Below are 14,556 nucleotides of genomic sequence, written 5' to 3'. Positions count from 1 at the left end.
ACAGCAGTTAAGCTCTCTAGCGCCGATGGTAGTTGGGGTTTTTCCCCTGTGAGAGTAGGACGCTGCCGGGCAATTAAAACTAAGAGAATAATCTCTTAGTTTTTTTATTATCTTTGCAAAAAGCCTGAATCAATCATTCATATTGACTCAGGCTTTTTTGCTATTTATTAAATGTGTTGGGCATTTTAAGCTGTTGATGTTTAATCCATTTGTATAACTTGTTTTCGGTGAGCGTTCGCCGTGGGTAGATCTCGAGCCGTTGATGTTAATTTATACAACACCACGTTTGAAATAGAACGACTATTACCTATTTTATAGGGTGCTATTTCGTGTGGGTGATCCATATTAATAATTAAAAGTTGTTGCTCTTTCAGCAGCATTTAACCCTGCTATATAGCCAGTTGTGAAGGCTGCCGTAATATTAAATCCACCTGTGTAACCATGAATATCAAGTATTTCGCCACAAAAGTATAATCGATCCATTAGCTTAGAGGCCATTTGATTAGGTATTATTTCCTTTAGTGAGACACCACCTCCAGTAATGAAGGCTTTTTCTATTGAGAGTGTACCATTTACATTAAACTCAAAATGTTTCATTTTATGCGCAAGATCTGTAACTTTTCTTTTCTCAAGGTGATGGTAAGTGGTCATAGGGTCTAATTCGACTAATTCCATTAAATATAATAGTACTCTTTCCTGGATAACAGGCTTCCATACTTGCTTAATGGATTTATTGGGTGATTGTTTTGATAAATTCATAAATTGATTCATTAATTCTTGTTCTGTTAAATCTGGGAAACAGTCAATAGAAACTTTAATATGATTTGATTGATGTTTCTTCAGTGCTTTGACAACATACTGACTTAACCTAAGAGCAGCTGGTCCAGAAATACCTTCGTGAGTAAATAAAACATCCCAACGATGAGTTTTGATTGGTTTACCATTGGGCTTTAATGCAGTTATAGCAACATCACGTAATGAAATCCCTTGTAAGACTTTCTGTTTAATAAATGGTTCGTCAGATGTGATCGGCACTTCTGTTGGATACAACTCAGTAATGGTGTGTCCAGCTTTTTTAGCCCATGCGTAGCCTTGTCCTTCACTTCCTGTATGTGGGACGGATTTTCCCCCTACAGCAATTATAACTGATGATGTTTGGATCGCCTCTTGCTCCTTAATAATTACTCTGTGCATTGGCTCATCATAATGGATGGCCTCCACCTTAGTATTCAGCAAAGTATCAACGCCATGAATATCCAGCTGTTTGACTAATGTAGCTACAACTGTCTTGGCAGAATCATTAACAGGAAACATTCTTCCTTTATCTTCTTCTTTCAACTTTACTCCTAGCGATTCAAAATAATCAATTATTGAGTAATTGTTAAATATCGAAAATCCACTGTATAGAAACTTCCCGTTACCAGGAATATGTTCAATTAATTCTTTCTCCGGAAGAACATTGGTGACATTACATCGTCCCCCACCACTAATGGCTAACTTTCTTCCAAGTTTTTTCCCTTTTTCAATAAGTAAGGTTTTGGCGCCATTTTTACCAGCTGTGATTGCAGCCATTAATCCCGATGGACCTCCACCAATAACTACTACATCATATTTCAAAATGATTTCATACCCTTCTAGTCGTTTTTTTATTCACTGTATATGATAAAATAAAAGAGTTAGATTGAACAATAATTGTAGGTGAAAATAATGTCCCAGTCGATTTTACGTGGCACCATGATGTTAACAGGTGCTAGATATTTAACCAAGACTTTAGGTTTATTATATGTTATTCCCTTTCACTTCTTAGTTGGGGAAGCAGGTGGTGCTTTATATGCTTATGCATATAATCCGTATCAGATCTTTTTAGCACTTTCTGTATTAGGTATACCAATGGCGATGGCTAAGTTTGTTTCAAAGTATAACGCTTTAGAAGACTATGCAACGAAAGAAGCCATGTTTAAATCAGGTTTATTCTTGCTGTTGGGTACAGGCTTTCTAGCTTTTCTTGTTATGTTTTTTAGTGCTGAGTGGTTGGCGCAGCTTTTCGTCCCTGATGATGGCGATTTCGCCAACTCGATCAGTGATGTTACATTTGTTATAAAAATGGTTAGCTTTGCTTTATTGCTTGTCGGACCTATGAGTTTACTTAGGGGATACTTTCAAGGGCACGGCTCCATGGGACCTAGCGCTATATCCATTGTAGTCGAACAAATTGCGAGGATTATATTCTTACTCGCTGGAGCTTTTGTTGTTATTCATATATTTGATGGAACGATTACATTTGCAGTTGGTCTAGCAGCTTTTGCTGCCTTTATTGGAGCTTTGATTTCTAGTTTGCTTTTAGCAAGTATATACAAAAAGCGTAAACCGTTAATTGAAAAAGAGTATAAGGTTTCAGCAAATAGCACACCTTCTTTAACTCATAAGCAAATGTATGGAGAACTGTTTTCATACGCCGGACCTTTTGTTTTAGTGGGAGTTGCAACACCACTTTATCAAATGGTTGACCAATTAACATTTAACCGTGCTATGGCAAATATCGGACTGGCTGATGTATCAGAGTCGCTACTTTCTGTGATTATTTTGTATGGACATAAGCTGATAATTATACCGGTAACATTAGGAATTGGATTGGCTGCGGCATTACTACCATCCATTACTCATGCATTTACCCAAAATAATCATCAGCTTTACCAGAGGTATATTAGTCAAGCCTTTAACATTGTTATGTTATTAATTTTCCCGGCTGCTGTAGGTCTATCCATTCTTTCGACTGAAGTTTATGGTGTGTTGTATGATATAGAATCAATAAGTTATGCAGGTCCTCTGTTAGCATATTATGCACCGGTATCATTATTTTTTGCCTTGTTTACCGTCAGTTCTTCGATGATGCAAGGGATTGATCGACAAAACTTTACTTTAATAAGTTTAGCTGTTGGACTATTGATTAAAATATCTTTAAACGTTCCTTTTATTTATTGGTTAGAGGCTAAAGGAGCGGTACTTGCAACAGGTTTGGCGGTATTAGCTGCATCTTCGTTAAATATTGTTAAATTATATAAAGAAACACGTTTTGAAGTTAAACCATTATTTAAGAAGTCTCAACTAATTGTGATTTTAACTATTGTAATGGGACTCGCTGTGTTCCTTATTAGATGGTTAGTCGGTTTACCGTTTGGTGATGAACCAACGAAAATTAAACTTTCTGTGCAGTTATTTGCTTCGGTATTAATCGGTGGTTATGTTTATCTATGGCTAGCTTATAAAACAACATTATTAAGACATTTATTGGGTGACCGAATTAATCGATTTTCAAAATTCTTTATTTAGGAGATAGTGACAATGCGATTAGATAAATTGTTGGCTAATGAGGGTTTTGGCTCTCGAAAAGAAGTGAAAAAGTTAATTAAAAATGGTTCAGTCGAAGTGAATGGTGAAAAAGCAAAGGATGTTTCGACACATGTAGATCCATACGAATCAGAAGTCATCGTTAATGGAGAATTGATTGATTACCGAGAGTTCATCTACATTATGCTAAATAAGCCGAAAGGGATCGTTTCAGCCACACACGATGCTAAGGATCGTTGTGTGACTGATCTACTAGACCCTTATTATCATAAGTTTCATTTATTTCCGGTTGGACGGCTTGATAAGGATACAGAAGGGCTGATTTTACTTACTAATGACGGGGAATTAGCCCATCAATTAACCTCTCCAAAAAAGAAAGTCGATAAGGTATATGAAGCTACCATTAAAGGAAGAGTTAGTGATCATGAGGTACAGGCATTTGAGAACGGAGTCACATTAGATGATGGTTATGAAACAAAACCAGCATCATTATATATTGAAAAGGTAGCTGGCGATTTTTCTTGGGTGCAGATCACTATTCAAGAAGGAAAATTCCATCAAATTAAACGGATGTTTAAGGCAGTCAATAAGGAAGTACGCTATTTAAAACGACTAAAGATTGGAACATTAGAGTTAGATGAGGCCCTAGAATTAGGTGAGTATCGGGAATTGTTAGACGAAGAATTAGCGTTGTTAAAGGAGTAATAACGAAGGAGAAGTGATGATGAATGACAAATCTTCCTCATTATTTTATAGGTATACCTGTTCCCACCAAAGTTGCCGAAGAGCTGATTGATTGGCAGGAACGGTTAAAACCTCACGTTGATTATCGAATTTGGGTAGCAAAAGCAGATTTCCATATTACCTTAAAATTCCTTGGACCCTGCTCAGATGAAAAGATTGATCAGCTGACCAAGTCCATTCTAAATCTTGATCTTCCAGAATCTTTTGATTTAAAAGTAGATGGGATTCGTTTTTTTGGTAAAAAGATACAACCACGAGTAACCTATGCACATGTTGAAGGTCACCCACGCTTAGATCTAATCAAACAATTGATTGAGAAATCAGCTGTTAAAAATGGTTTTGAGATGGAAAACCGTCCTTATCGTCCTCATATTACTTTGGCTAAAAAATGGAAAGATCAAAGCATGTCATTAACTAATCCTTTATCCTCGGAGCTTATAAGTAGGGGTTCTGTTTATCGTTTTTCGGTTGATCATTTTAATATTTACCAAATAAATCTTAATCAAAAACCTAAGTATCAGGTAATCCAGTCTTTTCAATTAAAAACTTAAGGTGGCATGATGATGGCACAGCTAATCAAGTTGCAAGATTATATTTCACGGTATCAAATTGATGTCTTTCGTTATCCAGGACAATTTATCCGGCTTAAAAAGGAAAACTATCATGGGATCCTAGAACAATGGATGCAACAGAATGAACAGCAAATTGCTGATCAGGAGGAAGAAAGGCCAAGAGATTCACTGTTTTCAAAATTGTTTAAGCGAACCAAAGAAGTAGATAAAGAATTTGAATCCAACCGTGAGCAAAGTCTCCCACAATCAGAAGTTGAGTTAAAACAAGTATTTTTAGATAAAATTTTCCAATTTCAATTAAAATGGGCATCTAGCACACTCCAAGAAGTGTCATTTTTAGATCGTAGCTATCAATATAATGACAAACTACAAGAGCTTTTAAAAAGACTGCCAGATACATATTTAGTTCTTTTTGAACCGATTTTTAAATTGAAAAATGCCCTGTTAGAAGCAGAGATCATTATCATTACACCCATAGAGATCCTATGTATAACCTGGTTAGAGGACAGAGGCAATGAACAGATATCTTATATTCCATTAGATCAACGCACTTGGCTCAAAAAAACGAAGTCACGTAAAGAAACCACAGTTAATCCAAATATTAGTTTAAAAAGAATGGAAGGGGCTATTAATAGTATTCTGAGGCATGACGAGTTGTCTTTCCCTATTAAGAAAATGGTTTTAACTAATCAACATCTCATAACTGATCATCATTCACCGTATAAAACTGAGTATATTGATGCGAACAACTTTGAAGATTGGGTTAACCAACATAGACAAATGAGTTTTCCTTTGAAATTTCAACAACTTAAAGTAGCTGAGACGTTATTAAAGCATACCCAAATAACATCTATAAAACGACCTGAATGGGAAGATGATGAAGATGATCAAAGTGTCTTTCAATCTCAAACATTTGAAGATAATCAGTGATTAAAATTCGATAAAGGAGCTAAAAGATGTATGTGTTCGTGGTTAACCCTGTTGCTGGAAACGGACGTGGGAAAAAAGTTTATCATTCTTTATTGAAGCATTATAAATTAGATGAAGAATCGATCAATGTGTACTTAACAGAGTATGAAGGACATGCTACAAAGCTCACTGAAGAAGTTATTTCAATATATGGAGACGAATTAGAACTAATTGCTGTTATCGGTGGAGACGGAACGTTTTTTGAAGTCATTAATGGGCTAAAAGGAAACTCTAACATAAAGCTATCCTTTATCCCTACAGGCTCAGGAAATGATTTAGCCCGTGGATGTGACCTAGGTCTTAACCCGTATAATCAGTTTGAAAGAATCTTTACTAAGGCAAATTATTCACCTTATTGGTTTGGTTTATATGAATTAGATCAGGACAGAGAAAATAAAGAGAATTATTTTGCTACAAGCATGGGATTCGGCTTCGATGCTGAAGTGGCTAAATTTGTTAATCAATCTCGAATGAAAAAATGGTTGAATCGTTTACGGCTAACTCCACTGGTTTATGTCTACGGGTTAGTTGTCAAACTATTTATCTATCAACCTAAGAATGTCACATTATATGTTGATGGAAAGCCAATCCAAAAGAATAATATATGGATGTTAACCATTAGTAATCATCCTTACTTTGGTGGAGGGATGAAAATTGCTCCAGAAGCAACGATCAACCCTCATCATTTTACCATTACGGTTGTTAATCAAATATCTAGGTGGAAATTGTTGTTTGTATTTTTATCTGTATTTGTCGGAAGACACACTTCTCTTAAAGAAATCGACACGTTTCAAGCAAGAGAAATTGAACTATTATCAGAAAAAAGCATCAGTTATCAAGCGGATGGATACACTCAAGATACCGATTATTGTAGGGTTAAGAAGGATTCCGTAAAACGCTTGATCTTAAGAAATTAAATTTTATTTCAGATCCCCCTTGATTAATGACGGGAAGATAGGTTATTCTAATCTAGTCTGACTTTATAAATTTTTGTCGAACGACTCGTTAAAGTGTAGGTGAATGAAATGGAACAAATACTGGGTTCCGATTGGCTAATTTCTCCGGCTGGTGGAAGTTCTGGAGAGGCTTATTTGGCTGAAAGTCATCAACAAAAACTATTTTTAAAGAGAAACTCATCCCCATTTCTAGCAATCTTGTCAGCAGAGGGCATTGTTCCGAAGCTCGTTTGGACAAAGAGGCTTGCTAATGGTGATGTTATTACAGCACAAAAATGGCTGGAAGGTCGAGTATTAACAAAAGAAGAGATGAAACAAGACGATGTCGTTCAATTGATCAGTAAGATCCACCATTCATCGGAAATCCTTCACTTGTTTATGCGAATGGGTAAAAAACCGTTAGAACCTTGGCACCTTCTAGTGAACTTGATAGAAAAATGTCGTAAACTAGATGTGATTGAAAAAGACGATATCACGAAAACTGTCGAGTTCTTATCCAATTCAATTGGATATGTAGAGAATCAGAAAAAAGTGGTTTGTCATGCCGATTTAAATCACGAAAACTGGATGCTAGGTGAGGATCACCATCTTTATTTGATAGATTGGGATAATGCTGTCATTGCAGATCCAGCTATGGACTTAAGCATGTTACTATATCAATATATTCCACGTGAAGACTGGGAATCATGGCTGAACCAGTATGGAATTGAATTAACTAACAATTTACTGGTTCGTTTTCAATGGTATAAAGTTGCCCAATCGTTATCATATTATCTCTGGCATCTAGAGCGTAATGAGGTTAATGAGGTACTAAAGTGGGAAAAACAATTAAAAAGTAATCAGCAATCATTTATAAATATTTAATCATCAATCTATATCTAAGGAGGACATACCTTGGATATAGATTTTTTTCTTGTATAATAGAAATGACAGTAAAATAACTATATAAGATCATTGAAAAGGGTGTCTTTATGAGAATTAGAAACAAGCCGTGGGCTGAAGATTATATTAAGAAGAATGACTCAATAGCCGTGTTGAATCCTTATGAGGAAAAGGGTAATTGGAATCAATTGTTTACTGAAAAACAAAAGTTAGCATTAGAAATTGGAACTGGAAAGGGTCAATTTATTGAAGGAATGGCTAAGAAAAATCCTGAAACTAATTTTATTGGCATTGAACGTGATAAGAATGTCTTAGTCAGTGCTATTGATAAAATTAAGGAAAGTGAACTTTCTAATGCAAGGCTTGTGTATGAAAATGCTAGGGACCTAAGGGATATGTTCGCAAGAGATGAAATTGATACTATCTATTTGAATTTTTCTGATCCTTGGCCGAAAACACGCCATGAAAAACGACGTTTAACCTATAAAACTTTTTTAGAACAATATCAAAATGTATTAAAAGATCAAGGGAAAATCATTTTAAAAACCGATAATCGTGGATTTTTTGAATATACATTGGTTAGTTTTTCACAATTTGGCATGAAATTAGAAGATGTAACACTTGACCTTCATGAATTAGAAGATGAATCAAATGTGATGACAGAATATGAAGAAAAGTTCTCAAACAAAGGACAACCTATTTATCGTTGTATCGCGACATTTGAATAATTTCAAAGGGAGAGATAAACGTATGGAAGTATTAACTGTAGGTCGAGCTAAATTAACCTGGCTTAATGGTGGTGTCACCCACATGGATGGTGGGGCCATGTTTGGTGTTGTCCCTAAGCCTTTGTGGAGTAAAAAATACCCTCACAATGACCTCAACCAAATTGAGCTGAGGTGTGACCCAATCCTTTTACAGGTAGACGGGAAGAATGTTTTAATCGACTCTGGTATTGGCTTAGGTAAAATGAATGACAAGCAGAAACGAAACTTTGGCGTTTTAGAAGAATCCAGTGTCATAAGTTCATTAAAAGAGTTAGGTCTAACTCGAAGTGATATTGACATCGTTTTAATGACCCACCTGCACTTTGATCATGCTAGTGGTTTAACTAAATATTCAGAAGGTGAATTAATTTCTACATTTCCCCAAGCTGTAATTTATACTTCAGATGTTGAGTGGGAAGAGATGAGAAACCCCAATATGCGTTCTAAAAATACTTATTGGGAGGAAAATTGGAAACCTATTCAACAGCAAGTGAAGACTTTTTCGAAAGTAATTGAAGTACTTCCTGATCTGAAAATGATTCATACGAGTGGGCATAGTAATGGTCATAGTGTTATTACCTTTGATGATGGGGATGAGAGCTTTATTCACATGGCAGACTTAATGCCGACACATGGCCACCAAAATCCACTATGGGTATTAGCATATGATGATTATCCGGTAACAAGTGTTCATGAGAAAAAAGCCTTGCAAGATCAAGCTTACCAAAAAAATAGTTGGTTTATTTTCTATCATGATGCGTTCTATCGTGCGTTAAAATTTGATCAAAATAAACATGTTATCGATCAAGTAGATCGTAAGCGATATGAATATCAATAAGGTTGTCTCACATAATCTAAAGAGAAATATAGCCAATTAAACAAAGAGGCTAAGACTGAAGTATATTTTTACAAACGTGAGTGTCTGAACTCGATGTGAAAACTTAATCATGTCTTAGCCTTCATTTATTAAACTTGTGATCCATTTTAACTCTACGAAACTTAATCCATTAGCTAGTTAATTTAAGTTAGTGATCTCCAAGATATGTCCATCAGAAGCGTTGACGTAAAAAGTATATTGTTTTTTTTCTCCATCAATTGTTCTGGTGATTCCCCCTTTATAAACATGAAAGATTTGCCCATCTCTTTCATATTCTTCTTGCTCCATCATAATCCACGAACCACTAATGGGACCTTCCTTAGCAAAATGTTCTTTAACTCGCTTTAAAGCTATTTCAGGGAGTAGTTGATGTTTAACCTTTCTGGCGACGATCGCTCCAACTAATAATCCAATTGCAGCAGGGACGATTAGCTTATACCATTTCATATTTAATTCACTCCAGTTTCTCTGACGATTCTATATTCTTATTATAGTCTTAATTATGGGTAACTTAAACTAAAATTGGTGGTAAACAATGATGGATTAATGTTAATTTTCTGTTAAAATAAAAGTGGACAAAATAAAATTTGGAGTGATACATAATGAATCAGGAAACGAAGAATATGTTCAAAACGTTAACTGAATTACCAGGTGCGCCAGGTAATGAACATTTGGTTAGAAAGTTTATGAAAGAAGAACTTCAAAAGTATTCTGATGAGGTTATACAAGATCGTCTAGGTGGAGTATTTGGTGTACGCCAAGGTGAAGGTCCTAAGGTAATGGTGGCTGGCCACATGGATGAAGTGGGCTTTATGGTTAAGCAGGTCACGAAAAATGGGATGCTTCGTTTTCAAACATTAGGAGGCTGGTGGAATCAAGTGATGCTTGCACAGCGTGTCCAAGTGATTACTGAGAATGGACCAGTAGATGGTGTTATTGGCTCAATCCCACCACATAATTTAACGCCAGAGCAGCGAAAAAAACCAATGGAAGTCAAGAATATGTTAATTGATATCGGTGCTGATGATGAAGATGATGTTAAGCGCATTGGTGTTAAGCCAGGACAACCGATTGTTCCTGTATGTCCTTTTACAGAAATGGCTAATGAGAAGAAGATTATGGCCAAAGCATGGGACAATCGCTACGGATGTGGCTTATCGATTGAATTATTAAAAGAATTACAAGGTGAAAAGCTATCGAATACACTTTATTCTGGTGCAACTGTTCAAGAGGAAATCGGGTTACGTGGTGCACAAGTAGCGGCTAACATGATTGACCCTGATATATTCTTTGCACTAGATGCATCACCAGCTAATGATATGGAAGGTGACGATAAAGAATTTGGCCAATTAGGTAAGGGTGCATTATTAAGAATTTTTGACCGTACAATGGTTACACATCGAGGTATGCGAGATTATATCTTGGATACCGCTGAGTCTAATGATATTCCTTATCAATATTTCATCTCACAAGGTGGTACAGACGCTGGACGTGTACATATCTCCAATGAAGGAGTACCATCTGCGGTTGTTGGCATTTGTTCACGTTATATCCATACTAGCTCATCTATCATTCATGTTGATGATTATGCTGCAGCAAAAGAGTTACTAGTAAAATTAGTTAAATCAGTTGACCAATCAACGGTAGATACCATTAGACAGAATAGTTAAATAAAAGAGGCTTGGATAAAAGTGGCATCACTTCACTTAGTATGGTCCCAGTCTCATAAAAAAGAGAGATGAATTGGACACTTGGTCCTCCGATCATCTCTCTTTAGTGTGTTATGATTTAAGTGTATAAACTAATACTTCAATAGCTTGATCAATCGTTTCAACAGTCACATTTGCTCGGTTTGATAATTCTTTTAAAGGGTGAATGAGTGATTCAGGTCGAATTAAGATTAGAGGTTTATTTAACCCAATTGCAATACCTGCATCCATGGCGGTGTTCCACTGCTTATAGGATTCGCCGAATAAAGCAATAACCGCATCCGCCTGATTCATCATCATTTCAGTACGGAAGTTGTTAATGCTGGATGCTGCATCATCACGATATAAGTTATTAGATTGCTCACCCAGAATGTTTTCACCAATATCATCTGATAATCCGTGATCTTCTTGTGGTCCGTAAAAAGTAATGTCGAGATTTTTCTCCGCAGCTTTTTGTTTAAGTTGTTCACGCCAGTTATCGTGAATTTGACCTGCTAGATAAATAGAATAGCTCATAAGTTAACCTCCTATAAAATATAAGATGACATAATACTTATATTTTAAATAATGAACAGGTAACTAGATTTTGTCAAACCAATCACATTTATTTTTGATTATAATTGTTTTATAGATAAGTAGGATTATGGAGGTGTAGATATGAGTAGAATGAAAATAATTATTGTCGCATGGTTGTCATTATTTGTTTTAACAGCTTGTACTCAATCAACAGAGGATGTATTAAATGAAGCAGACAAACATTTGAAGGATGTTTTTCTTTCAAATGAACAAATTGATACTAATTATTCATTTAAACAATTTGATATCTATAAACCTGATGAATTAGAGGTTGTTGAAACAAGTGACCATAACATTATTTTTTCAAATGGAAACCAACCGTTTGTCTTATTGATTAACGAATTTGAATCTCCTAATAGTAAATGGTTTTATAATCAAATTTCTGAGGAGGATTCCCTACACTTAAGAACTTATGAAAGTGATGATGCCTTTGCATATCTTCATGCGGTTGAACGTGAAGATGAAAATGAAGGCTATGAAATACATGTAGGAATTGGTGGAGTTAAGATGTCCACTATAACTGAGGTAAGACAAATGAGTGAAGATGTAGAGATGATGATTCAAATGATCAAGTCTGTAGAAGAAAATTAATTAACCGGGGGTTTCATTTGTGAAAGCATTTCTTAAACGTAAAGGAATCGAACCGTCATTTCAAAATTATGTCATTACGTCGTTAAGTTATATGGCATTAGGGTTATTTGCTTCTTTAATTATTGGGGTGATCATCCAGACGTTGGGTGAACAAGTCCCGTTTATGCCTAACGCTTTTGTAGAGATTGGTAACTTCATTACGCAAGACATCATATACGGAGGAGCGATTGGTGTTGCCATTGCACATGGTCTAAGAGCACCTTCGTTAGTATTATATAGTGCCTTGTTTGCCGGAAGCTATGGAGCATACTTAGGTGGGCCAGCAGGAGCGTTTGTGGCTGCCTTAATCGCAATCGAAATTGGTAAATTAGTGAGTGGTGAAACAAAGGTTGATATTGTTGTCACGCCATTTGTCACCATTGTGGTTGGTTTCATCGTCGCTTCATTTATTGGCCCGACTATTTCGGCTTTATTAGAAGGCTTTGGAGCTATTATTAATTGGTCAACAGATTTAAGACCTTTTCTAATGGGAATGATAGTAGCTGCTTTAATGGGACTTGCTTTAACTGCACCGATTTCGAGTGTAGCGATCGCGGTTATGCTTGAATTGGAAGGGTTAGCTGCAGGTGCAGCGACGGTCGGATGTGCGGCACAAATGGTTGGATTTGCTGTTAGTAGTTATCGGGAAAATGGTATTAGTGGTTTAGTTTCCCAAGGAATTGGCACGTCAATGCTACAGATAGCTAATGTGGTTAGAAAGCCTATTATTCTATTACCACCAACAATAGCTGGAATCGTTTTAGCGCCTGTGGCTACTGTTTGGTTGCAATTAGAAAATAATGCAATCGGTGCCGGAATGGGAACAAGTGGTTTAGTAGGACCTATTATGACTTTTGAAACAATGGGTTTTTCAGTAGAACTGCTGTGGATCGACATTCTTTTATTTGTAGTTGGCCCCATGATTATTAGTTTAATCGTGTCAGAGTGGCTTCGTAAATTAGGTTATATAAAATTTGGAGATATGAAACTAGATACAAAATAAGTGTGAGTGGTTGGTGTTCATTAACTTTGATGTTCTTGGGCTCTCAATGACGTTTTGGTCTCGTGTGAAGCGCAAAACGTCATCGAAGAGCAGTCTCAATGACGTTTTGGTCTCGTGTGAAGCGCAAAATGTCATCGAAGAGCAGTCTCAATGACGTTTTGGTCTCTTGTGAAGCGCAAAATGTCATCGAAGAGCAGTCTCAATGACGTTTTGGTCTTTTGTGAAGCGCAAAATGTCATCGAGAAGCAGTCTCAATGACGTTTTGGTCTTTTGTGAAGCGCAAAATGTCATCGAGAAGCAGTCTCAGTGACGTTTTACCATCTTGTGAAGCGCAAAATGTCATCGAGAAGCAGTCTCAGTGACGTTTTACCATCTTGTGAAGCGCAAAACGTCAATCAAAAGGTAATAAACATTCTCTATATTAAATAGAAAAGCCACCACTAACGTAGGCATAATACGTAGACTCCTGTTCGGTGAAAACGCCATGTCCTGTGGCATCAACACTAGCACGTCCTATGCATCGTGGAAACAACACGAGCCTGATGAACCCACAGACTGAACATTTTGGTAAGGTCGAAGATGTTTCAGCTGTTTCAATTTCCTTCCGAATATTACCATCTTATATGACAATATGTGCCTAACTTTCCACTCTAGTCAATACATGATAAAATAATGGCTAGTGCTTCGGAAAAGGGGGCAATTACTGATGAAAATGACAAGTGTCAAAATGAAAAAGATGTTAGAAGAACGCTTTCAAAATGAAGAATGGAATACCCATTTTGATCGGGATCAAGATACATTTCGAGTAGAATGGAAAAGCACCCAACAAGGTGTTACTATTTCTCTACCGGGTGTAATTGCTAAATGGGAAAATAGACAAGATGCTGCTTTAGATGAGTTAGAATCGCACATAAAAGAAGCGTTAACTATAATGAATGAGGAGCAAACTTTAGAAGGTAAAGAATCCCAAATTTACCCTGTTATACGCTCAGGATCATTTCCAGAGGAATCCAACGAAGGTGTTCCTTTGATATTTACAGAACATACTGCTGAAACCCGTATATACTACGCTATTGATTTAGGTAAGTCTTACCGATTAATTGATGAGGATATGCTTAACAAGGAAAGTTGGGAAAGGGAAAGAATCAAAGAAGTAGCCATGTTTAATGTTAGGCGTCTGACTACTGATATGAAAGTAGATGAGGTAGCAGGTAATACGTTTTATTTTCTATCTACTAACGACGGCTATGACGCTAGTCGAATTCTAAATGAAGCACTATTAGAAGAAATGAAGGCAAAAAGTCAAGGAGAGCTAGCGATCGGTGTTCCACACCAAGATGTCTGTATTTTTGCAGACATTCGTAATAAAATGGGATATGATATATTAGCTCAAATGATGATGCAGTTCTTTGCTGAAGGACGGATTCCGATTACTTCACTACCATTTTTGTATGAGGAACGAAATTTAGAGCCAATTTTTATTCTAGCGCAGAAAAAACCTGAAAATGATAAGGAGTAGAGAG

At 36.4% G+C, this 14,556-nt stretch carries 15 protein-coding genes; 12 read left to right on the top strand and 3 right to left on the bottom strand.

What is annotated here, in order from left to right; all coding sequences use genetic code 11:
• Positions 1-345: 345 nt before the first annotated feature.
• Positions 346-1,617: a BaiN/RdsA family NAD(P)/FAD-dependent oxidoreductase gene (locus HWQ49_RS05140; RefSeq protein ID WP_188206478.1), complete on the bottom strand. Its 1,272-nt coding sequence runs from the start codon at positions 1,615-1,617 to the stop codon at positions 346-348.
• 90 nt (positions 1,618-1,707) lie between these two features.
• On the opposite strand from HWQ49_RS05140, the gene HWQ49_RS05135 reads away from it, so the two are divergent.
• From HWQ49_RS05135 to HWQ49_RS05100, 8 genes are all read left to right on the top strand, one after another.
• Positions 1,708-3,330 (top strand): putative polysaccharide biosynthesis protein, encoded by a 1,623-nt coding sequence (locus HWQ49_RS05135; RefSeq protein WP_188206477.1) that lies wholly within the window; start codon positions 1,708-1,710, stop codon positions 3,328-3,330.
• 12 nt (positions 3,331-3,342) lie between these two features.
• On the top strand, positions 3,343-4,053 hold the full coding sequence (locus HWQ49_RS05130) for a pseudouridine synthase (RefSeq protein ID WP_188206476.1): 711 nt from the start codon (positions 3,343-3,345) through the stop codon (positions 4,051-4,053).
• Between the two features lie 23 nt (positions 4,054-4,076).
• Positions 4,077-4,643, top strand: a complete 567-nt coding sequence (thpR, locus tag HWQ49_RS05125) for an RNA 2',3'-cyclic phosphodiesterase (RefSeq protein WP_188206475.1) — start codon at positions 4,077-4,079, stop codon at positions 4,641-4,643.
• A gap of 12 nt (positions 4,644-4,655) precedes the next feature.
• Positions 4,656-5,594, top strand: coding sequence for an NERD domain-containing protein (locus HWQ49_RS05120; protein WP_188206474.1), 939 nt, complete (start codon positions 4,656-4,658; stop codon positions 5,592-5,594).
• A 26-nt stretch (positions 5,595-5,620) separates the two neighbouring features.
• Entirely contained in the window at positions 5,621-6,550 is a 930-nt protein-coding gene (locus HWQ49_RS05115) for a diacylglycerol/lipid kinase family protein (protein ID WP_188206473.1), read from the top strand.
• A 108-nt stretch (positions 6,551-6,658) separates the two neighbouring features.
• Positions 6,659-7,453, top strand: a complete 795-nt coding sequence (locus HWQ49_RS05110; protein ID WP_188206472.1) for a phosphotransferase family protein — start codon at positions 6,659-6,661, stop codon at positions 7,451-7,453.
• A gap of 107 nt (positions 7,454-7,560) precedes the next feature.
• Positions 7,561-8,199, top strand: coding sequence for a tRNA (guanosine(46)-N7)-methyltransferase TrmB (gene trmB, locus HWQ49_RS05105; protein WP_188206471.1), 639 nt, complete (start codon positions 7,561-7,563; stop codon positions 8,197-8,199).
• Between the two features lie 22 nt (positions 8,200-8,221).
• Positions 8,222-9,076 (top strand): YtnP family quorum-quenching lactonase, encoded by an 855-nt coding sequence (locus HWQ49_RS05100; protein WP_188206470.1) that lies wholly within the window; start codon positions 8,222-8,224, stop codon positions 9,074-9,076.
• Between the two features lie 177 nt (positions 9,077-9,253).
• Here the strand turns inward: HWQ49_RS05100 and HWQ49_RS05095 are convergent, their stop codons facing one another.
• Complete coding sequence (locus tag HWQ49_RS05095) at positions 9,254-9,562, bottom strand: peptidase M4 (protein ID WP_188206469.1); 309 nt, start codon at positions 9,560-9,562, stop codon at positions 9,254-9,256.
• 155 nt (positions 9,563-9,717) lie between these two features.
• Here HWQ49_RS05095 and HWQ49_RS05090 point away from each other — a divergent pair, with 155 nt between their 5' ends.
• Positions 9,718-10,785, top strand: coding sequence for a M42 family metallopeptidase (locus HWQ49_RS05090; RefSeq protein ID WP_188206468.1), 1,068 nt, complete (start codon positions 9,718-9,720; stop codon positions 10,783-10,785).
• A 111-nt stretch (positions 10,786-10,896) separates the two neighbouring features.
• Here HWQ49_RS05090 and HWQ49_RS05085 read toward each other — a convergent pair whose 3' ends face one another.
• On the bottom strand, positions 10,897-11,340 hold the full coding sequence (locus HWQ49_RS05085; protein ID WP_188206467.1) for a YtoQ family protein: 444 nt from the start codon (positions 11,338-11,340) through the stop codon (positions 10,897-10,899).
• Positions 11,341-11,481: 141 nt separating this feature from the next.
• On the opposite strand from HWQ49_RS05085, the gene HWQ49_RS05080 reads away from it, so the two are divergent.
• The 3 genes from HWQ49_RS05080 to HWQ49_RS05070 all read left to right on the top strand — a co-directional run bounded on the left by HWQ49_RS05080 (position 11,482) and on the right by HWQ49_RS05070 (position 14,552).
• A complete protein-coding gene (locus HWQ49_RS05080; RefSeq protein ID WP_188206466.1) occupies positions 11,482-11,991 on the top strand; it encodes a hypothetical protein in 510 nt (169 codons plus the stop codon).
• Positions 11,992-12,010: 19 nt separating this feature from the next.
• The gene (locus HWQ49_RS05075; RefSeq protein WP_188206465.1) at positions 12,011-13,033 is read left to right on the top strand and encodes a PTS transporter subunit IIC; all 1,023 of its coding nucleotides are present in this window, start codon (positions 12,011-12,013) and stop codon (positions 13,031-13,033) included.
• A gap of 706 nt (positions 13,034-13,739) precedes the next feature.
• The gene (locus tag HWQ49_RS05070; protein WP_188206464.1) at positions 13,740-14,552 is read left to right on the top strand and encodes a DUF1444 domain-containing protein; all 813 of its coding nucleotides are present in this window, start codon (positions 13,740-13,742) and stop codon (positions 14,550-14,552) included.
• Positions 14,553-14,556: the final 4 nt, after the last annotated feature.

Origin of the sequence: Alkalibacillus aidingensis (assembly GCF_014595945.1) — a bacterium.
Taxonomy (GTDB): domain Bacteria; phylum Bacillota; class Bacilli; order Bacillales; family Alkalibacillaceae; genus Alkalibacillus; species Alkalibacillus aidingensis.
The sequence above is the reverse complement of the archived record's forward strand: the minus strand, read 5'-3'. Positions and strand labels throughout refer to the sequence as shown.